A 21,805-nucleotide genomic window follows, 5' to 3' on the forward strand; every position below is an offset into this window, starting at 1 on the left:
TTCAAGGTTCTATTGAACAGATCAAGCCACGCCGCATAGCGCGAGTACTGACCCTTCGAGAGTTGACTGGGTGAGACCAATCGGTTGGGCGGGTAGTGCTTGTGTAAGTCGCAAGAGCGTTCCCTATCAACATCGCTTTGACGAATCCCTTTTTCTTTTAAATGCTAATTTTCTACCGAATCCAGGCGTAGATGGGGAAGTTGCGGAGGCTTTTCTCTTTGTCGTCAGGACTGGCGAGGTAGCAGGTCTCGCGGACTTTCGCATCTAGGCTTTTGGGGGTGATCTTGAGAAGGTACTTATGACGGGGTTCGATCTCTTCGATCTCAAAGATGAACATCGATTCTTCCTTTTGGTTGTTCTTGATAACGACGTCATCGATCGCCATGGGCCAGCTTGAGTGGATTACGATCTCGCAGTCTTTGGTTCCTGGTTCTTCGCCGACTCTCCATAGCAGTGCGCGGCGTTTGAGTTCGATAAGCTGAGGAATGTCGACGTCCAGCGTGAGCACATAGGATTGGCTTTCCCCATTCTCCTGTGTTTCGACGGTGATTTCCTTATGCTGCTTTCCGACTCGGTTGCCAATATCGAAGGTTGCGAGGAGCTTGCCTGACTCTCCCGGAGCGTAGGTGTCTTTTTCCAGCGAGGGAACGGTGCAGCCGCAGGACGCACTGGTTTTTGAAATCGTAATCGCTCGGTCACTGTTGTTGGTGAAAACGTAGTAGGCGTTGACCTCCTTTTGCCCAAAGTCGGCGTCCACCGAGATATTTGTCTGCTCCCAAGCGAAAGAGCCGGCAGCGGCGAGTGTTTGGCCAATGGCCAATGAGGAAATTGCCGCCACTATAGAGATCGAAATTCGTATGGTTTCCATAGTTGGGAAGTCGTATGGACGATTTGGGAGCGATTGTCGAACAAACTCCTTGCTCGTCGGAGGGTGAGTGGTTCTGATCGTCGAATGACTGCATTCTCCCGACCGGATGGTAGAGAAAAGGACGTGCTTCGGCCGATTTCTTTTGAGGCGAACTTCGCTCCGAACGCGACCGGATCTGTCCTGGTTTCCTTTGGTAACACGAAGGTGATTTGTGGAGCTTCGCTTGAAAAGAAGGTTCCTAGCTGGATGCGGGCTCAGAATGTAGCAGGAGGATGGCTGACCGCAGAGTATTCAATGCTGCCTTACAGTACTCACGACCGGAAGCAGCGTGATTCGTCAAAAGGGCGTCTAGACGGGCGTTCGGTGGAGATCCAGCGCTTGATTGGACGCTCCTTAAGGGCGATTGTGGATTTGAAAAAGCTCCCGGGCTACACGCTTTGGGTCGATTGCGATGTATTGCAAGCCGACGGAGGGACCCGAACCGCATCGATCACAGGAGCCTATCTAGCGGCCCGATTGGCGGTGGAGACCTTGATCGAGGATAAAAAGCTTAAGGAGAATCCTTTTAGCGATTCGATCGCGGCCATAAGTGTGGGGATCTACGAAGGCCATCCTGTGCTCGATCTTCCCTACTTAGAGGACCGGGACGCCAGCGTGGACTTCAATGTGGTTAAGACAGGTAGTGGCGATTATGTCGAAATCCAAGGCACGGGCGAAGAAGCGACTTTTTCGGAAGTCGAGCTTGCGGCCCTCCTCGGATTGGCCACCAAAGGATGTAAGGAAATTTCGACTCTCCAAACCACTTTTCTTTCTCAGCAATTGCTCAAAGGGTTAGCGGGTTAGCGGGTTCGCGGGAGCCGAAAAGCGGAAATTCTGCGGAGATGGATATATCTCTTTGATTTTTTCCCGAGGCGTCCCTTAATGCAGTTCCTTTTCTCAGACAGGGCTCAAAAATGAACATTCACGAATACCAAGCGAAAGAACTATTTGAAAAGTACGGCATCCCTTGCCCGAAAGGACATGCGACCGATTCGAAGGAGGAATTCGAGTCATGCATCGACCGGCTCGGCGATGGATTGATCGTTGTTAAGTCCCAGATTCATGCGGGTGGCCGGGGAAAAGGGACGTTCACCGATGGTTTTCAAGGCGGGGTCAAGTTGGCGAAGTCCAAAGAAGAGGCCCTCGATTTTGCCAATCGAATGCTCAATAACACCTTGGTAACGATTCAAACCGGTTCAGCCGGTCGAGAAGTGCAGACCGTCTATTTTACGGAGGGAGCGGACATCGACAAGGAGTACTACCTGGCAATTTTGATGGACCGGGCGACTTCCGCCCCCGTGGTCGTTGCGTCTACCGAAGGGGGCGTCGAAATTGAAAAAGTCGCCGAAGAGACTCCGGAAAAGATTTTTAAAGCCTTTATTGACCCAACGATTGGACTACAGCCACACCAGGCACGAAACATCGCGTTCAAGCTGGGCTTCGAAGGAAAACAGGCGGGCGAATGTGCCAAGCTGATTTTCAACCTCTATAAAATGTTTTGGGATAAGGATGCTGATATGGTGGAAGTGAATCCCATGATCAGCACGCCCGAAGGTGGAGTCATGGCCTTGGACGCGAAAGTGAGCTTCGATTCAAACGCACTTTACCGTCATAAAGATATCATGGCGTATCGGGATTTGAACGAAGAGGACCCGAAGGAAATCGAAGCCTCGAAGTACGACCTCAACTACATCGCGCTAGACGGAAACATTGCCTGTCTCGTTAATGGGGCCGGTTTGGCTATGGCGACCATGGATATTATCAACCACTGCGGAGGGGAAGCGGCCAACTTCCTTGACGTCGGTGGAGGAGCCACCGCAGAGCAGGTAACCGCCGCTTTCAAAATCATCCTCAGCGACCCGAAAGTCGAAGGGATTTTGGTTAATATATTCGGGGGAATCATGCAGTGCGATGTAATCGCGCAGGGGGTAATCGAAGCCGCTAAGGCAGTAGAGCTGGATAAACCACTAGTCGTCCGCCTTGAAGGAACAAACGTTAACGAGGGGAAAAAGCTTCTGGCGGATAGCGGAATCGAAATCACTTCTGCTGATAGTCTCGCAGATGCGGCCCAAAAGATTGTCGACATCGTAGCAAAGAATTAATTGAACGCGTAACAAGGAATTAAATACAATGAGCGTACTCGTTAACAAAAACACACGCGTCGTATTCACAGGGATCACCGGCAAATCTGGAGGATTCCACGCTAAACAGTGCATGGACTATGGCACCCAAGTGGTGGCCGGAGTTACCCCAGGCAGGGGAGGGCAATTATTTGAGGGAAGCGTGCCTGTATTCAATGCGGTGACAGATTCGGTGGAACAAGCCGGGGCCAATACCGCTTGCGTATTCGTTCCGCCACCATTCGCGGCGGATTCTATTCTGGAGTGTCTTGATGCGGGGATTGAATTGATCATTGCGATTACGGAAGGTATTCCTGTCAACGACATGGCCAAGGTTAAGAAAAAGTTGCTGCAAACCAATGCCCGACTGATCGGTCCGAACTGTCCGGGCGTTATTACGCCAGGCGAATGCAAGATAGGCATCATGCCTGGCTACATCCACAAGCCGGGCACGGTCGGAATAGTTTCCCGTTCCGGAACGTTGACTTACGAAGCAGTCTGGCAAGTGACCAGTCTTGGCTATGGACAGTCCACTTGCATTGGCATTGGTGGCGATCCCATCAATGGCACGAACCACACCGACGCTATAAAGCTTTTTAATGAAGATCCGGATACCGAAGCCATCGTCATGATTGGCGAGATCGGTGGTGATGCTGAAGAGAACGCATGCGCTTACATAAAGGAGCATGTGAAAAAGCCCGTGGCCGGATTTATCGCTGGCACGACAGCTCCTCCGGGCCGTCGAATGGGCCATGCCGGTGCCATCGTATCAGGTGGAAGCGGAACCGCTGAAGCGAAGATAGCGGCGATGGAAGCGGCCGGCGTGGCAGTTGCTAAGACGCCATCCGACATGGGCACCGCCCTCTTGGCAGCTTGGGGCAAATAGGTTTTCACCCAAATACGCTTCAATTTGATCCTTTGAAGGGATTGAAATATTTGCTGGGGACGTGCAACAGGTATATGGCATTGTCGGTCCGTTCACGGCTTTATTAGTAAACGGAGAAGACGGACACCGTGTTGTTTGGTGCAAAAGCTTGTTCTCTGACTGACCTTCACGGTGACAGAGAAATATGTTTAAAAATATAAAGCATTGACCGTAAGAGAGATAGCAACTGTCATCTGATCTTATTCTCGTCTAAAGTCTCTTATCGCGGCAAATCCTTTAGAAGGGGTCAGATTGGTTCGGTAGCAGTAGTGCCAATCATTCGGCACTTACGCAGATCGTATCTAGTTAAAAAAACCTGACTAAGTGAGGAATCGCGAGAACCAGCCTTGCACGTCAATTTTCATCTACAGAAAGATCAGTTTGAATTAGTTGTCTTTCTCTTTGTCTCAATTTGAGCAGCAACTTTTGTTACTAATTCGAATTTGGGGTCCAATTCGACGTGTGTTCATAACCTTCGTCAAGTTTGGAGCATATCAATTGAAAAGAAATCAAGTTCACGCCTTCAGGCTACAATACGTTTTCTTTGGCACAAGATTTGCAACCTGATTCGCAACCACACGAATCTGGCACCGCTAAAGGCGCCTGCTTATCAAAAACATTTTACATGAGGACTAACCGTCGAATTTTGCAAGTAGGGATTTTAACATGCAGCCTGCTAACTTGCAGTAGCATTTACGCCTCGGAGCTCGAAGATGCGAGAGCCGCATTCATCGAATGGTCCAAGGTTAAATCACAATTATCTAAAGAAAAAGCTGATTGGGTGGACGAGGAGGCTCTCTTAGAAGACATGATTTTAACATCAGAGGCTGAACTAGGCAGCCTAGAGGAAAGCATCGAGGAACTAGAAAACGGTTCAAGTGCCTCTGACAAACAAAAAGGTGTGCTCCTTGAAGAAATAAATGAGGCGAAAAAGACCTCGAGTCACCTCCAAGATGGAGTTTCTGAATACGAAAAGTATTTAATTGATTTACTGCCGAAGTTACCAGAGCCATTAAAAAGAGACCTGCAACAGCTTACACAAAGGCTTCCATATGATGCGAAAAAGGCAGAGAGACTGGCCTTATCTCAAAGGTTCCAAACGGTTGTCGGTATACTGGCTCAGATCGAGAAGTTTCATTCTCAGATCTCTCTTGTATCGGAGATTAAAGAAACAGAGTCAGGAAAAGCGAAAGAGGTCAAAACAATCTATTTTGGATTATCCCATGCTTACTTTGCGGACGCGGGTGCAGAGTACGCAGGATTTGGATATCCCCAAGGAGACGGCTGGAAATGGACTTCAGTTTCTGGCGAAATAGCTGAAAACATAGCTAAAGCAATAGCAGTTAACCAAAACGACGAGCCGCCAGTGTTCGTATCTCTCCCAATCAAAATTTTAGACTGAATCGGTACAATTATTCTATATGAAATTTAATTTAAAAATTCCGTGCTTATTTTTACACATAGCTATTACTCAAATTGCATATGTTTCGCTCTTTGCAGAAAGTTTAAGCAACCTGTCCGACAGTGCGGAATCTAGACTTGAAACAGCGATAGATGAATTGGCAGAATTTCGCAATAAAGTTGCCGAACAAAAAATTCCAATAGCCACAGAAGTAAGAGAGCTTTCACAGCAAGTCGAGCTTAAGCGATCAGAGCAGCAATTATTGCAAAGACGCAAAGATAATTCTGGCTTGGAGATCTCATCCTTAGAAAGTCAACTTACCGCAAGAGAAGACGAAATAGCTTATATTTCAAATCTTCTTCTTGATTATGCAAATCGCTTAAATGCATCAGTTCATCCGAGTGAAATGCAATTGTACCAAGACGACCTTCTGGCTGTTTTAAATGCAAGCGAGAAGGGTGGTGTCGCGACTGATGATCTGATTCAGATAAGATTATCGGCAGTAAAGATGGGTTTAGAAAGGATCGATAAAAATGCGGCAGGATTCTCTTTCCCTGGGGAAGCTATTTCAGCAGATGGCAGCGTAGTTGAAGGAAAATTCGCTCACCTGGGTCCCGTATCATTTTTCGCTTCTTCCGACGGTAGTTCAGCTGGTTTAGTTGAGCGGGGTGCTTCAATAGAACCAAGAATTCTCACGTTCGATCCAGACTCCAATATGGCAATTGCTAATTTCGTTCAAGCAGGAGAGGGCGAAATCCCCTTGGACACCTCGGGCGGCAGAGCAACTGCGATTTCAGCCACGAAGGAAACCCTCGTCGAGCACATAGGAAAAGGGGGTCTCTGGATGTACCCGATTTTGAGTTTTGCATTTCTTTCGCTATCCATTGCGGCCTTCAAATTCTTGGAGCTAAGCAAATACAAACTGTTGTCGCCATCAATAGTTTACGACGTTTTAGAGCACCTTCAAAAATCAGATAATGCTGGAGCGGAGAGAATAGTGAAAAGCTATGGCGGAACGGAATCTCGCATACTATTGAAGGGCATCAAAAACCACCATTTACCCAAAGAACTTTTAGAAGAAATTTTATTCGAGGATTTGCTCGAAGAGAAACCTAAATTAGAGAGGGGCCTGTCTTTTATAAGCGTTACAGCAGCTGTCGCACCATTACTCGGGCTGCTTGGGACTGTGACAGGCATGATAAATACATTTAAGTTAATTACTCTTTTTGGTACCGGAGACGCAAAGTCTCTATCGTCGGGGATTTCGGAAGCACTTATCACCACAGAATTTGGTTTGGTTGTAGCAATACCTTCACTTTTGCTATCAGCCTTTCTCAGTAGGAAAGCGAATTCGATGATCGCTAAGATGGAGAAAACTTCTGTAATATTTGTGAATGGAGTATCTCTGTTGGAGGCACCGACTAATGACAATTCCTAGAAGTCTTTTTGGTTAGCGGGTAAAAGTGATAGAATTTATTACAGAAGATGCTCTTAAGATTTGGACTGAGGGCGGCTGGTTGATGGGACCATTATTTATACTGGGCTTATTGATATACTATTCAATTTTCGAAATATACTTTCGGCTATCTTCTAAGAGTTATATCAAAACTGATAGCAATATATGGAGGCATTGGGTAGAGAAGCCAGCAGATGCCCAGGGGGATATAGGGCGAATTATAAACTTTGTCTTAGCAGATAAAAAGACTACGCAAGATGTAAGTCTGAGATTTCAGGAGGTCCGCCGCACTCTTGTTGAGAGTATCGGTAGACGTATCAAATTTGTCGCCATCATAGTAAGTGCCGCGCCTTTGACTGGACTCCTTGGAACTGTGGGAGGAATGCTCACTACTTTCAGCGGTCTTTCTTCAAGCGAAGGATCAAACACCGTTGGGCTGATAGCGGGAGGTATCTCGGAGGCACTTATAACCACTGAAACCGGATTAGTTTTAGCTATACCAGCAATTGTAGTCATTTCAACAATAAGGAAAAAACTCGATGCATTGGATTTGTTTTTAAAAAAATTAGAAAACTCAATAAACCAACACCTTCTCGATGCAAAGCGCAGTCAAGCCTAGGTAAAAAATTATGCCCAGAGCCAGAACACTCACAAATTCATCTTCCGGCAGTGATGAGATAAATATCTCACCACTAATCGATATGGTGTTTATTCTTCTTATTTTCTTTATCGTAACAACGGTCTTCGTGGAAGAGACTGGAGTGGAAGTCAGTAAGCCTCAAGCTGCGTCGGCTATAGACTTGGATAAGAATAGCATATTGATAGCGATAACCTCAAATGGACAAGTGGTATATGGAGGGAAAGACGTTGGCATTGGAGGTATTCGATCCACCGTACAGAGGCTTACTTCGGAAGAAGATATGCCAGTTATAATTCAAGCAGATAGAACAGTACCAACGGAACTTTTAGTCCGGGTCATCGATGAGGCAAAGCTTGGTGGAGCAATGTCTGTTAGTATTTCTACAGACGATATGAAGTGAATGGTTTATGGTCGAAAATACCGAACATAGAGTTCCTAGATTCACAGAAGAGAATTCTTCTAATGGTCTAAAGACAATCATCGCGATGTTGCTTTGCGCTTCAGGAGTATTTTTAATTTTGCCCTTCACCCAATATATAAGCGGTGGCGGGAACGATAAATCAGATATTGTCACGGTTGATGTGTCGCTTCCTCCGCCACCACCGCCTCCACCGGAACCTCCGCCCCCCGAAGAGGAAATAGTGGACGAACCGCCTCCAGAAATGAGTCGGAACGTCCAACAGCTTTCGCTAAGCCAGATGAGTTTGGCTCTCAATCCAGGGATTGGAGATGCTTTAGCAGGTGCTTTTGCCTTTGAAGGGTTTGGAGTGGAGCCAGACACGGTTGGAGATCTTAAAATATTTGATGTTTCTGATCTCGACCAACCACCGCGGCGGTTGAAAACGGTTTTGCCTGTTTATCCAGCTGAGTTGCGGCGACTACGCATTAGCGGAAATGTTTCTTTAATACTCATCATAAATACCGATGGGAGAGCTGAGGTAGAAAAAGTGGTTAAAGCGACAGCCAGAGAATTTACACAGCCAGCGATCGACGCGGTCGAAGAATGTCTTTTTGAAACTCCGACAAAAGACGGTAAGCCTGTTAGGGCCCGTTACGAAATCAATATACCTTTTCGCATGCAGTAGCTAAATGAATTGTTTATTTACCAATTAAATATGAATCGATTTTTAACAAACCTATCACTCCTAACAAGCTTACTCTTTGCAGTAACATCTCATAGTTCCGTCTACGACTTAGAGGAAATTAGCTGGGAGAATCCTAAATTTGTCAAAGCGTTTACGGGATCATACGCTTTTGATACTGCGAAGACACCTAGCATCACTAGCGATGAGAAAACACTTTTCGAGACCCTGACTCCACTCATCAGCTCTAGTCCCCAAGATGCTATTGCAATGCTGGAGAGCTCAATAACTGAGGAATCAAGTGGGGCACTAGATTACACCTTGGCAAATTTGCATTTTCAAGCGGCCAACAGCGAAAAAGCTATTATTGCATACAATGCTGCTTTGGGTAAATTTCCTGGCTTCGCGCGTGCTCACAAAAACCTTGGAATTCTTTATGTTCAGACGGGAAATTATGATGCGGCTCTTTCTTCCCTCTTAAAGACTGCTGCCCTTGGAAGTCTGGATGGATCTTTGCTAGGACTTATTGGATACGTTTACCTTAATAAGGGAGAAACCGCGAGTGCATTGGACGCTTACAGGCTTGCTTTGATTTTCGATCCTGAAAGTCGAGATTGGAAGCTCGGTAAGGCCCAATGTCTAATTAATGTTGGCAACAACGAAGAAGCAATTAGTATACTTGATGAGCTCATCGCAGTTAACCCTGGAGACACGAGCCTTCTAATGCTTCAAGCAAACGCTTTTATCGGAGAAGATGAGGAGATGAAGGCAGCTGCTAATTTGCAGATTGTTAATGAGCTTGGGAAATCTTCGGGGACTAGCCTCACTCTACTTGGGGACATCTTTATTAATAGAGATGCGCCAGACCTAGCGGTGGAATACTACATCGAGGCTTTGACGCTAGATGATCTAAACAAAAGCCGTTTAATGCGCACAATAAACGCCCTAGCGATCAGAGAGGCATGGGTCCAACTCGGTCAATTAGTTAAAGCTACACGAGAGATTGTCGGAAGCGAACTCAGTCCTGATGAGCAAACTACTTTGCTCAATTACGAGGCACAAGTAGCCCTTGGGACGGGTAACGATGCGGAAGCGATGATAGTTTTAACAGAAGTTGTCGAAAAAGATCCACTAAATGGGCAGGCCCTGCTTCTATTGGCTAACTACTATAGCCAGCAGAATGAGATAGAGAAAGCGATTATCTATTACGAGCGAGCACAGGATGTTGAGGAAACAGAGGTCGATGGCTTGATTCAGCACGCCCGTTTACTAGTTCGCAGTCGAGATTTTCCAGAGGCAGCTAGGCTTTTGCAAAGAGCCCAATCGATAAGGCCTCAAGGTAATGTCAAAGACTTCCTAGAAAAAGTGGAGTCAGCTGCCAGAAGCATGAGATATTGATTGGGTAAAGGAAACGTCTTTTCAGATCAGTTATTCCGACCGACAGGACTTAATATTACTCACAAAATATGTCGAAGGCGACAAAGCTTTCGGAGTCTTTTGTCGTATTTAATGAGGTTTTTCATTCCAATCATCGCGGTATTCCTTATCGGAACCCAAGAGTCCATTGCCCAGGAAATAAGCAGCGAAGAGTCGCTTCGCGACAGAAGCCGTATCTTAAAAAAAGTAAACCCTGTTTCCTCCGAGACGGCAGAATTTTCAGACTTTAGCGAGCTTAGTGCGTCAGAAGATGCAGAAGGTTTCTTGGCCCTAGGATACCTTTGGTCCGCTTATCAACAAAACGATCAGAAAAATATTCTTAGTTTATTGTCTCGATATAATAATCTGACGGGAAATTTTGGATATGGGACGAATCTGCAATACTCTTTTTATAATAGAGGCAAAAAATCATCGAGGGTTTCTATAGACATCGGTTCGAATAAATATGATAGACGCTTCGAATCTCTCCAGTATCTGTGGGACTCAGAAAAGGTTCCCTCAATAGATCGTTATTTGCCCAATACAGCACGGTTTGATGTCCGAAATCTGGAAACTCGAACTAGGCACCTAAGATTACAAGGACAGACTTCCATCGGGCCGCACAAATTTTTCTTAGCATCTAGCCAGGAAATTATTGAAGAGATTGAAGAAAGATTGCGGCTAGAATTCAAAATGGCTCGTCCTCTTTTCATTGAAGATTCAGAGGTGACATTCGGTGAGAGCCGAAAGAGAAAAAGTTTTCGTAAAGGTCCGGACTCAAGAACGGAGACTGTCTTCGGTTCGGGCTTTATTTTGGACTTTGACCAATTGAAGATCCGATTAGGTGCAGTTAATCGTCAATGGAAGCGCCTCCGTCCAGGAATATCAACAATTCAGTTCGAAGACAGACTCAACGAAGGGATAACTTTGAATGTGATCAATCAAAAAGAGCCTGTTATTGAGGGGAATATTGCTGAGCAAAACCTGCATCAGTTTGATTTTCTGGAAATTCGGTTTGAGAGCAAGAGTACTGAAGACAGCGATGATGTGGTTTACTTAGATACGAATTGGAGCGGGAATCATTCGTTATTCAAAATCGATTTATCGTTCGGGTCCCTTTTCAGAGAAAAAGTAAGGGAAAATTTTGAAGTCAGAAGAAATTTTAATGGATATGATGGGAGCTACAGATTGTCTGAGGTTGGAAGAAATGAGGCCGAAGGACCAATCCTTGGCAGGGATTATGAACTTGGGTATTTTCCGTCCGAAAATGAGATCCATGCACATTTTCTTTCCAACGAATCTAACTACAGTTTCGACACAGTTTCGTCACAGCAAGACTCCCTATCTCAGGACTATACTTCTTACGAGCGAGTCTTTGGCATCTATTCAAATGCTACTTTCACTCTAGGAGATTGGGTTTTCTTATCTGGACTTCGAAATGAGAATACAAAAATAGAAACTTTCGGTTTTGAAGTAATTGCTCAAGATGATGGCTCGATCGAGGTTTCGCCCAAGGCAGGTTTCCAAGACTATTCGAATACTTTCCCAACCTTTTCGGCATCATATCGGCATTCAAAGTCCTCAACCTCAAACCTTAGTTGGCAACGAACGATAGCTCGGCCGGATTACTACGACCTGATACCTTACAGGATAATCTCGCGGACGAGCGACATTGTAACTGCAGGAAACCCATTCCTGAAGCCTACTTTTTTTGAAGCAATATCGGCTTCTTGGACGAAGCAAATACCCACTGGTGTTTCGGTTAGTGCGAAACTTACCAGTATTGGCATCAATGACTTTTTCTACTCGGTTGAGGATACTATCAAAAGTGGACCCTACGCAGGTTTCAGGTCTCGCTCACAATCAAACGGCACAAACGCTAGTATACGAGGGTTTGATTTCTCAATGTCCAAAACCTTCTCCTCTAATTTCTTCGGGAAAGAAAAGACTAATATCCGGCTTGTTCATGAGTACAGAGAATCGGATGCAGATACGAATTTAGAGTATGTTCTTCCTACGATGTTACCTGAAGTGGCACGGAATAAATTTCGTTTTTCTCTAGAGCAGTCGATAGGCAAATTCCGGTGGCTCTTGCAGATAGATCATAAAGACAAATCTATTGATAAGTACGGTCCAAATTTAAGCACTTTTGAGTACCTTGATGATAAAATGACCAGTAACGCCCGCTTCGTGTATAATTTTGATCAAAATTGGGAAGCGTTGATTGATTTTATAAACTTCGGGAAAACAAGGCTGAACGAAACGATAGGTGCCGACGGGAGAATCGGTCAAACAACCGTCGACTGTTGGCAAAGCAGAATGAAGATCACCAGAAGATGGTAGGTAGCAAGAGAGAGGTAATTTTGCTACACTTTTATTCAAATAGAACGCGGTCTTTTAGATTAATACTCAATAAGAGCGAAGAAAGAATATTTGGCATCTCATTTGCTCGAAGTGTCTTTGATGATTGAATACAGAAAGCTCTTATCTCATTTGGCTAATTTCACTAAGTGATTTGAAACCTGCATCAAACGGTACCTAAACCTTATACTTTTGCTCAAGTCGTTTAGTAGCTTTTAGACTAATTTTCAATAAAAGCGAGGAAAGGGTAGTTGGCATCTCAACTGCTAAAGCCGTCGTAACCACACGAATACAAAAACAGAATACACAAGTAATATGAACGAAAACCAACACCCTAACCTTGCTTTGAAGGTAGGTCATTTATTTCGACTGTCAAGCTTTGCGCTAATTGTAGCGATTTGCACAAAGCAAGCGCAGTCTCAAGACGTCGAGGGATCACTAGAAGATCTGGTAACGTACGGAGCCGGTGACCCAAACTTCGTTTTGCCTAACCAGCCCATAGAAGGAGTCTTAGGGTTCTCTAAATCCATATTAGAAACGCCTAGGTCCGCTACTGTCGTGAGTTCCGAAATGATTTCGGAGTTGTCGATAAGTGAGGTGGCTGACTTAGCTCGTATTGCCCCAAGCACCAATACTGTAACCCGTTGGGGGGTACAGGGTAACATAGATATTCGTGCAATGACGGCAGACACCTACTTTCGGGGTATGAAACGAATAGAGCCCCAAGGCAATTCTCGGACGGTTTTAGGTGCGAATGATCAGATCGAAGTTGTTCGTGGTCCTGCTCCTGCTTATTTTGGATCTGGCAAAATTGGAGGATATACCAATATGACGCCGAAATCGGGTCGTTCACGGCAAGGGGCGTACCTAGAAGAGGACGAAGGTTTTGTTCAGGGAATATTTGGATCGTACGGCAAGCGCGAAGTTTCGCTTGGCTTCGGTGGACCAATTAACTTCACGGGCAATTCGGAGCGCCGAGGCGGTTATTATGTTTATGCTCTAGAGGAGGACTCTGAGTCGTTTTATGAGAATATTCCTATTGGGCAAAAGATTCTTCAAGGGGCGATATCTCAAGAGCTTACTGAAAGTTGGCGGCTTGAAACAGGTTTTAACCTCCAGGAAACACGTACAGCCGGCGGATTTATGACACGCATAACGCAGGACCTTATCGACAACGGTAACTACTGGGGTGGAACCTTTTTGGTCGATCTTGATCTCGATAAAAGCGGGAAGATCGGGCACTTGGAGTTCGAAACAGCTTCCCCTATAGTGTCAGGTCGTACGAACTCATCTGGGAATAATTCACTAAGACAACGCTTCGATTCTCGTTATACAGACGCACTCGCTGGCGAAGTACCGGTCGTGGCTAACGCTAATAGTGCTTTGGAGGCTTTTCAAACGATGCGGCCAGAATTTGCGGGAATGCTAGGGGATGCGAATATGAAGCTTTTGAACCAGCTGCCTCGGGGATTTGTAATGGACCCTGACACGGTAGAATTGACTAAAGTCGATTGGGGTCACGTATCGCTCGAGAAGGAGTTGTATGCAAAACTAGGTCTTTTTTACCTAGATTTCATCAACGATGGGGGTGACGTTAAAATGAAGAATCAAATGATCTTGGATTCACAGGATCAATTTAAGGACTCGGAACTACCTTTCTATCAGAAGCAAGATATATGGGCTTTCGAGAACAAATTTTCTTTGGAAACAGAACTATACAGCGATAACTCGGTAACAGTCAATTCCATATCTGCTGTCAACTTTAGACATACGGATGCGCAGCGTCACTGCAACTTTGGTGATTACGACAACCGCCCAAACCTTGCGATGCCAAAGAACGAGCGGACTCCAAGGGACCTTTTCATAACTCCCAGAGAAAACTCGGATTATTATAATGGTGGAGCCCCCTACACAAGATGGCGACACAGTAAGTATGACGAGTATGGAATTGGAACTATGCTGGATATTACCGTCGGCGAAAACTTAAGCGTAATCCTTGGAGCAAGATACGACTACATCGATGCAGAGACTGCTGACTATGCGGACGTTGACGGAGAAGGAATATACGTTTTTGCTTCTGGAGCTGATGGCACACCGAGCTTCCGCACAGCAGACACATCAACTCGGGATACTGACGATGGAGTTTCGTACACGGGCAGTGTTTACTACAGTCTCCCGAACAATCTGAATTTATATGGAACCTATGGTTTACAAACCGCGTTGTCTGACGGATCTGCTTTGACTTTAGCTCAGAACTTGATTGGAGACGGAGCGTACGCTGAAGCGAGCATAGAGGAGATTGGAATTAAAGGGTCACACTTTGATGGAAAACTCTACTGGGCATTAGCTGGTTATCGTCAAGAGCGAGCGACTGTTGACGAGGATCCGAACGGTAATCCGCTGATCGGTAGTTTGGGTGTTCTCACTGGAGAAGGTGTAGAGCTCGAAGTTCGTTGGGTTCCTAACGAAAAGTTTTACTTGAGTGGATTCAGTGTAGCCCAAAAGACTCTCGACGTTTCAGGCCGCGCAGGTTGGCTGAGGCTTCATGGGACGACACACGGGTTCGAAGATGTACTTGATCCGGTAACTGGTGAGGTTATTTACCCAGCTGAAGCGTTTACGTGGGGTGGTCAGGCTGGCCACAGGGTTCAAGCGGGAGAAAAAATCGAAAGGCCCGCGTATCCAAATACTAGCCACGGCATCGCTATGGGATATAAAGCCCCGTACGGTCTAAATTTTACGCTCAGCGGGAACTACATCTCTGAGGTACAATCAGGTCGCTATGGCGTGGTCATGCTCCCGGAGGCAACGACAGCCAACCTTGCAATTGGTTGGAAACGTGGAAGTTTTGCAGCTAAGCTGGATATTTTTAACCTTACAGATGAGCTCTATTTCAGAGGACGTAGCGGTAGTACATCTGGGGATGAGCTGATATCTGTAATGCTACCCCGTCGTTGGCAGGTAACGATCTCGAAGACTTTCTGATCATAGTTGGTTTCTGACCGAAAACCCTATTAGCCATCTGTTAGAGCGGGCATCCCCGCTCTAACAGACACTTATAAACTTAATCGTTTTTACGGTCTTTGGTAATTTTTTCGGAGTTGAAATTTCAGATCTCCGTAAATCTCGTTTCCCTAATTTTAGTATGAATATAATAAAGTATTTTTATCACACCGGATTTTTTCTGTCGATATTTTGGTTTAGTGGATACGCTTTTTCAAAGAGTTTTTCACTAGAAAAAGCTACTATAGAAGACATAAATGAAGCCTTCGATTCTGGATCCTTGAACGCAGAAAAGCTAGTCTCCATGTACTTAAAGCGCATAGAGGCTTACGATAAAAAGGGACCTAAAATAAATACTGTTATAACGCTACAACCGAATGCAATTGAGATTGCTCGTAAGCTAGATATAGAAAGGTCTGAATCTGGACCGCGTTCGAAACTACATGGAATTCCGGTGGTATTAAAGGATTTATTCGATACTTACGATATGCCAACCTCCTCAGGTTTTCTTCCTTTAAAGAATTCTCAGCCCTTGTATGATGCGACCGTTGTCAAGAGACTTCGCGAAGCAGGAGCTATAATATTTGCAAAGGTCAACATGAGCGACTGGTTTGGAAGCCCTGCTGATCCCAAGGACCAAAGTTCTGTACTCGGTCGCACGAATAACCCTTACAATCTCGAATTAACGCCTGGCGGGTCAAGTGGAGGAACGGGGGCAGCACTTGCTGCGGTTTTCGCCCAAATAGGACTGGGAACTGAAACCGGGGTTTCCATTCGCAATCCAACTTCAAACAATAGCCTTGTGGGATTGGCTCCAACGCGAGGTCTAATACCACGAACGGGAATGGTGATGACTTCTTTCACACAAGAGCGCTGCGGACCAATGGGCAGGACTGTTTACGATGTGGCTGCAATGACGGATGTTGTTCAAGGCTTTGACGCAGAGGATCTCCTAACTATGAATTCACCCGGAAGAGTTCCTAAATCTTCGTACACAACTTTTCTCGACAAAGATGGCCTTCGAGGAGCTCGTATAGGTATCTTTCGGGACCTTTTCCGTGTGGGTGAAGATCACGAAGAGGCTGTAGCATTGGTCGAATCGGCAATTCATCGGATGCACGATGCAGGTGCGACCGTGATTGATAATCTCAGTATTGGCTTGGATCTTTTTCCGTTGCTTTCAGAAACGCGGACTAATTACTACGAGGCTCAATTTTCTTACGATATTTATTTCCGTCGGCTCGGTCCAGATGCGGTCATAAAAAATGTCGATGAGCTGATCGAGAAGGGGGGTAGCCTTGTCAAAGAAAGTATAATTCAAGGTAGGAGAGAAATAGATTCTCTCATGCATGACGCCGAGTTTTTAGCAAAGCGTGATAGTCAAGAATCTCTGAAAGCAGCAGCTCTTGATCTGATGGATAAATACCGTCTTGATGCCTTAGTATATCCTTTCAAATCCATACCTGCTGAGCCTCACGGTGAAAGGCATGACGAGAGAGATAACCCTTTCAGTTCCGTCACAGGCTTGCCGGCTTTGCTAGTACCAGCCGGTTATACTTCCGAAGAAAACGGACCTATTTCCGTAGAATTTCTGGGCAGGCCCTACAGCGAATCAATCCTTTTTAAATTGGGATATGCTTATGAGCAGCTAGGTCCAGTTCGCAAGACTCCGGAAACTACGCCTCCGCTCTCGGGTGAGACGTTTGAATACTAAAGCCGTTGATCCAGAATATGAGATCTAGAATTTGTATAATTTGCATATCATTAACTCTATTCTTTGCTCAGTCGGCTAGATCTGAGTTGAATCTGACTACGGCAACTATAGACGACATACAGCGTGCGGTTGGAGAAGGATTACTCACGTATGAGGATCTTTGCGAAAAGTATCTTCAGCGAATCGCTGCCTACGAGCTTAGCGGCCCAAAGCTGCATTCAATAATTTCTATCAACCCCCATTGGAGGCAGGAGGCTAAACTACTGGATAGGGAACGCCAGACAAATGGAATACGGGGACCTCTTCATGGAATTCCGATCGCCGTAAAAGATAACATTGATACACTAGGCATTCAGAATTCCGGGGGTGCAATCGGTCTGGCTAATAACTTCGCTCCTGATGATGCGTTCGTTATAAAACAACTTAGAAAGGGTGGAGCTATAATATTTCTCAAAACTAACCTGAGCGAATTCGCCTCAGGGTCACCGGGTCTCCCGGGAGCTAGCACGCTCGGCGGGCAGCCTCGCAATCCTTATAATCTAAGAAGACATAGCGATGGTTCGAGCTCAGGAACAGGATCGTCCCTAGCAGCAGTGTTTGCGGTATCAGGGCTTGGTACAGAAACAGGATCGTCCGTCCGTGGACCATCGAGTGCTAATAATCTCGTGGGATTAGCACCAACGGAGGGCTTAATCAGCCGCGACGGGGTAATACCGCTTTCCACAACGCTAGACCGCGTCGGTGTTATGGCGAGAAACGTGTACGACGTAGCGGTAACGTTGAATTACACCACCGGGGTAGACCCGGCGGACGCAATAACCTCTTTGAGTGATGGCAAGCTGAGCCCAGAGCCCTACCAATCTTTTTTAGACAAAAGCTCTTTGGACGGTGCTAGGCTAGGGGTGGTTAGCGAGTTATTCGTCGAGGATGATCCCGTTTGTGCCGAGGCAGTTTCGATCGTGAAAGATGCTGTATCAGACTGCGAAGCAAATGGTTCAACAATTGTCGAGGTGAATACAGGATATACGGATCTTATGGATCAGCTTTCCCTTAGTAATATAACACCCACGGAGATTGGCCCCGCCCTTGAAAGCTACTTTGCGTCTCTTGACGAATCGTATGGAGTCAAAACTTTAGAACAATTCTACAAGACAGGCGGCTTTGTGATTGGGAAATGGGAACGCTACGAGAATGCTTTGGCTTCGGCCTCTAACTTTGATTCTCCAGATTACAAGGAGCACGTGCAGCGGCGGAAGGAAATGAGATCTGTCCTCCTAGACCTTTTAAACGACAACGGCCTGGATGCACTAGTCTACATTCACAACAACTATCCCTCAGAACTAGTTAATGAGCCGTCCACCTACACAAAAATCCGACTTAGCTCAGTCTCTGGTCTACCTGCTGTAGTAGTTCCCGCTGGAATAACGACACTTGGCCAGCCGGTTGCTGTCGAATTTCTCGGTCGAGCTTTTGATGAAGCAGCCATACTTTCGTTGGCTTATTCGTACGAGCAATCAACCGGACACCGTACTTTGCCACCAAGCACTCCCCCTCTTCTATCTGATTATGTTTCGCGGTAAGGTTGAAAAGCTTATTGGTGCGTCGTTTGTGATTGCGGCTCTGATATCTCTTAATGCCAAAGAGTTCAACCTCCAGACGGCATCGGTAGAAGATATTAATGATGCGTTTGAAGCGAAGGCTTTGACAGCAGAGGAACTAGTAAAACTTTGTATAGCTAGAATAGAGGCCTATGACCAAAAAGGTCCGAAGCTTAATTCAGTAATAGCTATCAACCCGAATGCTTTGGAATTAGCTCGGAAACTTGATGAGGAAAGAAATATTTCTGGTCCTCGAAGTCGTATACACGGAATTCCAGTTCTTCTTAAAGACAATTACGATACCTATGACATGCCAAACACTGGGGCATCGAAGGCTTTAGTGGGAAGTATTGCTCCGGATGATGCATTCACAGTCGAAAGACTTAGAGATGCGGGGGCCATTATCTTTGCAAAAGTAAACCTTAGTGAACTTGCCCGCAGTGGGGTATCGATAAGCTCTTTAATGGGACAGACCCTGAATGCTTTTGATCAAAGCAGAACACCGGGAGGTTCAAGCGGTGGTACGGGAGCCGCCATTGCTGCTACTTTTGGTATCCTCGGAACAGGATCTGATACGGGCCAATCTACGAGATCGCCTGCATCGGCAAATAATCTCGTTGGGATCCGTCCTACATTTGGTCTCATCAGCCGCGATGGAATTATACCTATTTCTTACACGCAGGATACCGCGGGGCCGATAACTCGCTACGTTGCTGACGCGGCCGTCATGATGGATTATTTAGTCGGTTTCGATCCGAAAGACAAGGCGACTTGGGAGGGAATTGATAAATATCCAGAAAGTTACACATCTTATCTTCAAAAAGATTCATTGGATGGTGCTCGTATTGGTTTTGTTCCGCAGCTGCTTGGCGATGGAAGCCACCCTGATCATCCCATCGTAACAAAGGTTACTATGAAAGCTATAGAGGACATGAAGTCGGCTGGTGCTACTGTCTTCCCGGTAAGCATTCCGCTACTTGATGACATTGCCGCTGGTAGCTTTGTGCTGAGTGTGAGTGGCTTTGAGTCGATGTGGACTATGGATGAATATTTTACTAGCCTTGGGCCCGATTCGAAATTTAAGAATTTGAAAGAATTTGTTGCTGCCGGTCTCACCTACAAACCGATTTTGGATCGCCTTAAAGAAGATATAAAATTGGAAAACGCATTGGACAATTCTGAGTACGCTAAGCGCCTTATCAATCAATCGCGCTTCCAAGATAAACTTGTAGCGACGATGGATGAGTATGCTCTAGACGTTCTTTTTTACACTCATCAAAAGCGTTTGGTCGTCCCGGCAACTAAAAACCCTGATCAAGTGGAGCGCAACGGGTTTATGGGCTCAAGCTCGGGTCTTCCAGCGATAACGTTTCCCGGGGGATTCTCCCCTGCTAGTAATGAAGCTCCTGCTGGGGTCCCAATAGGCATAGAGTTTTTAGGGCGACCGTTCAGCGAAGCTAAGCTAATAAAACTGGCCTACAGTTACGAGCAATTTACCAAACATCGTACCACCCCACCAGCTACTCCTTCTCTTCCCGGAGAAGCATTTGAATACCAATAATTAATTTCCTTCAATTATGCACCTAAATAGTTTTACCGCAATCCTCATACTCTTTCTTCAAGGGTATTCCGCCAACACACTGCTCGGGTCCAACTCTGTTGATCTCGCTGATGCAACGATTGAGGACATTAATAAGGCCTTCGATGCGGGTACGCTTAATTCGGAGCAGCTCGTTCAGATGTACTTATCTCGGATAGAGGCTTACGATCAATCGGGACCGGCGATTAATGCAATGATATTCGTCGAGCCAAACGCTTTGGAAATTGCTCGGAACTTAGATAAAGAGCGCTCCGAGAGCGGACCCCGCTCGAAAATACATGGGATACCTTTTATATTAAAAGATCTCTTCGATTCCTTTGGTCAGCCAACCACTGCCGGCTTCATTGGATTAAAAGGATCGATGCCCTGGAGAGACGGATGGGTCGCCAAAAAACTTAAGGAAAATGGAGGTATAATCCTTGGAAAAACGAATATGAATGATTGGTTCGCAGAGGCTCCATGGGGTGCGAGCACACTTGGAGGTCAAACTCTCAACCCCTATGCACTAGAATATGTGCCTGGAGGGTCTAGTTCCGGATCGGGAGCTGGAATTGCTGCTGTTTTCGCACAAGTGAGCTTTGGAAGCGAAACGGGCGTATCGATAAGAAATCCAACCTCAGAAGCAAACCTGATTGGCCTCGCACCTACTCTTGGGCTTGTCAGCCGAACAGGTATGACAATGAACGCATTAACCCATGAACGCGGCGGTCCGATGTGTCGGTCTGTTTATGACCTCGCAGCAACGTTGGAGGCGGTTGCGGGTTTTGATCCAGAGGATTTAGTAACCATGGCTTCGAGAGGTAAGATTCCGGAAGGAGGGTATACTCAATACGTTGATCCGGACACAGGTTTGGTAGGCGCTCGAGTTGGGGTTCTTCGCGAAATGTTCCGGCCTGGTGAGGTTCATGAGGAGGCAACTTCTTTGATAGAAAATGCAATAGATCAGCTAAAACAAGCTGGAGCAACTGTGATAGACCCAATTAGCACCGGTCTACCTTTACTAAGTCTGGCTACCAACACTCGAGTTTCAGCTTGGGAAAAGAAAGCGGCCACTGACTACTACTTATCTGGTCTAGGTCCGGACGCTATGTATAAAAATATGACAGAGATGATCGAAGAAAATCCAGAGCATCTCGAACGGCTTCGGGAACGCGATAATATTGGCGTTCTAGATTTTAATGAAAGCTACATAAGCAGACTAAAAAATCGTGAGATGCTGGGTGATGCCCTAATTAGAGTTATGGACGAATTCCAATTAGATGCCCTTGTTCACCCTTTTAAAACGTTACCGGCTACTAAAATTGTTGATGGTTGGAGTAATAGTGAGGGGGACAATGCATTGTCTTCGCAGACTGGTTTTCCCGGCCTCTTGGTCCCGGCTGGTTTCACAAACAAAAATCTGCCGATAGCTTTAGAGTTCCTAGGTCGTCCCTTTAGTGAACCTACTCTCATCAAGTTAGCGTCCGGATATGAAGCTGTCTCGAAAAACAGAAAGCTTCCTGAAACAACACCTCCCCTCAACGGAGAAGTCATTACGTATTGATTTTCATGGTCTGCAAAAACGTAAGTACGATTATAAAC

The 21,805-nt window shown here is 45.9% G+C and carries 16 protein-coding genes; 15 read left to right on the plus strand and 1 reads right to left on the minus strand.

Translation table 11 applies throughout. The features are described 5' to 3' along the window. Positions 1–172 precede the first annotated feature (172 nt). Positions 173–868 carry a DUF1573 domain-containing protein gene (locus tag GA004_RS02570; protein WP_283395730.1) on the minus strand — a complete coding sequence of 232 codons (696 nt, stop codon included), beginning with the start codon at positions 866–868 and terminating at the stop codon, positions 173–175. 84 nt (positions 869–952) lie between these two features. Here GA004_RS02570 and rph point away from each other — a divergent pair, with 84 nt between their 5' ends. From rph to GA004_RS02645, 15 genes are all read left to right on the plus strand, one after another. Then, on the plus strand, positions 953–1,711 hold the full coding sequence (rph, locus tag GA004_RS02575; RefSeq protein ID WP_283395731.1) for a ribonuclease PH: 759 nt from the start codon (positions 953–955) through the stop codon (positions 1,709–1,711). A 110-nt stretch (positions 1,712–1,821) separates the two neighbouring features. After that, complete coding sequence (gene sucC / locus GA004_RS02580) at positions 1,822–3,009, plus strand: ADP-forming succinate--CoA ligase subunit beta (RefSeq protein ID WP_283395732.1); 1,188 nt, start codon at positions 1,822–1,824, stop codon at positions 3,007–3,009. Positions 3,010–3,037: 28 nt separating this feature from the next. Further along, positions 3,038–3,913: a succinate--CoA ligase subunit alpha gene (sucD, locus tag GA004_RS02585; protein ID WP_283395733.1), complete on the plus strand. Its 876-nt coding sequence runs from the start codon at positions 3,038–3,040 to the stop codon at positions 3,911–3,913. Between the two features lie 664 nt (positions 3,914–4,577). After that, positions 4,578–5,354, plus strand: a complete 777-nt coding sequence (locus tag GA004_RS02590; protein WP_283395734.1) for a DUF3450 family protein — start codon at positions 4,578–4,580, stop codon at positions 5,352–5,354. 19 nt (positions 5,355–5,373) lie between these two features. Next, positions 5,374–6,792: a MotA/TolQ/ExbB proton channel family protein gene (locus tag GA004_RS02595; RefSeq protein ID WP_283395735.1), complete on the plus strand. Its 1,419-nt coding sequence runs from the start codon at positions 5,374–5,376 to the stop codon at positions 6,790–6,792. A 25-nt stretch (positions 6,793–6,817) separates the two neighbouring features. After that, positions 6,818–7,429 (plus strand): MotA/TolQ/ExbB proton channel family protein, encoded by a 612-nt coding sequence (locus GA004_RS02600; RefSeq protein WP_283395736.1) that lies wholly within the window; start codon positions 6,818–6,820, stop codon positions 7,427–7,429. Positions 7,430–7,439: 10 nt separating this feature from the next. Next, positions 7,440–7,850 (plus strand): ExbD/TolR family protein, encoded by a 411-nt coding sequence (locus tag GA004_RS02605; protein WP_283395737.1) that lies wholly within the window; start codon positions 7,440–7,442, stop codon positions 7,848–7,850. A gap of 7 nt (positions 7,851–7,857) precedes the next feature. Beyond that, the gene (locus tag GA004_RS02610; protein ID WP_283395738.1) at positions 7,858–8,535 is read left to right on the plus strand and encodes an energy transducer TonB; all 678 of its coding nucleotides are present in this window, start codon (positions 7,858–7,860) and stop codon (positions 8,533–8,535) included. Positions 8,536–8,565: 30 nt separating this feature from the next. Then, positions 8,566–9,930, plus strand: coding sequence for a tetratricopeptide repeat protein (locus tag GA004_RS02615; RefSeq protein WP_283395739.1), 1,365 nt, complete (start codon positions 8,566–8,568; stop codon positions 9,928–9,930). A 111-nt stretch (positions 9,931–10,041) separates the two neighbouring features. Beyond that, a complete protein-coding gene (locus GA004_RS02620; protein ID WP_283395740.1) occupies positions 10,042–12,291 on the plus strand; it encodes an outer membrane beta-barrel protein in 2,250 nt (749 codons plus the stop codon). A gap of 333 nt (positions 12,292–12,624) precedes the next feature. Continuing rightward, entirely contained in the window at positions 12,625–15,294 is a 2,670-nt protein-coding gene (locus GA004_RS02625) for a TonB-dependent receptor domain-containing protein (RefSeq protein WP_283395741.1), read from the plus strand. A 160-nt stretch (positions 15,295–15,454) separates the two neighbouring features. Continuing rightward, positions 15,455–17,026, plus strand: a complete 1,572-nt coding sequence (locus GA004_RS02630; protein WP_283395742.1) for an amidase family protein — start codon at positions 15,455–15,457, stop codon at positions 17,024–17,026. A gap of 86 nt (positions 17,027–17,112) precedes the next feature. Then, positions 17,113–18,606 carry an amidase family protein gene (locus GA004_RS02635; protein ID WP_283395743.1) on the plus strand — a complete coding sequence of 498 codons (1,494 nt, stop codon included), beginning with the start codon at positions 17,113–17,115 and terminating at the stop codon, positions 18,604–18,606. Continuing rightward, complete coding sequence (locus GA004_RS02640) at positions 18,593–20,185, plus strand: amidase family protein (RefSeq protein ID WP_283395744.1); 1,593 nt, start codon at positions 18,593–18,595, stop codon at positions 20,183–20,185. Before GA004_RS02635 ends, GA004_RS02640 begins: the two co-directional genes overlap by 14 nt. Positions 20,186–20,201: 16 nt before the next feature. Beyond that, on the plus strand, positions 20,202–21,767 hold the full coding sequence (locus tag GA004_RS02645) for an amidase family protein (protein ID WP_283395745.1): 1,566 nt from the start codon (positions 20,202–20,204) through the stop codon (positions 21,765–21,767). The last annotated feature ends 38 nt before the right edge of the window (positions 21,768–21,805 follow it).

The sequence above is a fragment of the Candidatus Pelagisphaera phototrophica genome, from assembly GCF_014529625.1.
Taxonomy (GTDB): domain Bacteria; phylum Verrucomicrobiota; class Verrucomicrobiia; order Opitutales; family Opitutaceae; genus Pelagisphaera; species Pelagisphaera phototrophica.

Coding starts and splice junctions, on each gene's coding strand:
- GA004_RS02620 (WP_283395740.1), top strand. CDS start 10,042: ATGAGGTTTTTCATTCCAATCATCGCGGTATTCCTTATCGGAACCCAA.
- GA004_RS02595 (WP_283395735.1), top strand. CDS start 5,374: ATGAAATTTAATTTAAAAATTCCGTGCTTATTTTTACACATAGCTATT.
- GA004_RS02615 (WP_283395739.1), top strand. CDS start 8,566: ATGAATCGATTTTTAACAAACCTATCACTCCTAACAAGCTTACTCTTT.
- GA004_RS02610 (WP_283395738.1), top strand. CDS start 7,858: ATGGTCGAAAATACCGAACATAGAGTTCCTAGATTCACAGAAGAGAAT.
- GA004_RS02590 (WP_283395734.1), top strand. CDS start 4,578: ATGAGGACTAACCGTCGAATTTTGCAAGTAGGGATTTTAACATGCAGC.
- GA004_RS02640 (WP_283395744.1), top strand. CDS start 18,593: ATGTTTCGCGGTAAGGTTGAAAAGCTTATTGGTGCGTCGTTTGTGATT.
- rph (WP_283395731.1), top strand. CDS start 953: ATGACTGCATTCTCCCGACCGGATGGTAGAGAAAAGGACGTGCTTCGG.
- GA004_RS02630 (WP_283395742.1), top strand. CDS start 15,455: ATGAATATAATAAAGTATTTTTATCACACCGGATTTTTTCTGTCGATA.
- sucD (WP_283395733.1), top strand. CDS start 3,038: ATGAGCGTACTCGTTAACAAAAACACACGCGTCGTATTCACAGGGATC.
- GA004_RS02625 (WP_283395741.1), top strand. CDS start 12,625: ATGAACGAAAACCAACACCCTAACCTTGCTTTGAAGGTAGGTCATTTA.
- GA004_RS02605 (WP_283395737.1), top strand. CDS start 7,440: ATGCCCAGAGCCAGAACACTCACAAATTCATCTTCCGGCAGTGATGAG.
- GA004_RS02570 (WP_283395730.1), bottom strand. CDS start 868: ATGGAAACCATACGAATTTCGATCTCTATAGTGGCGGCAATTTCCTCA.
- GA004_RS02645 (WP_283395745.1), top strand. CDS start 20,202: ATGCACCTAAATAGTTTTACCGCAATCCTCATACTCTTTCTTCAAGGG.
- sucC (WP_283395732.1), top strand. CDS start 1,822: ATGAACATTCACGAATACCAAGCGAAAGAACTATTTGAAAAGTACGGC.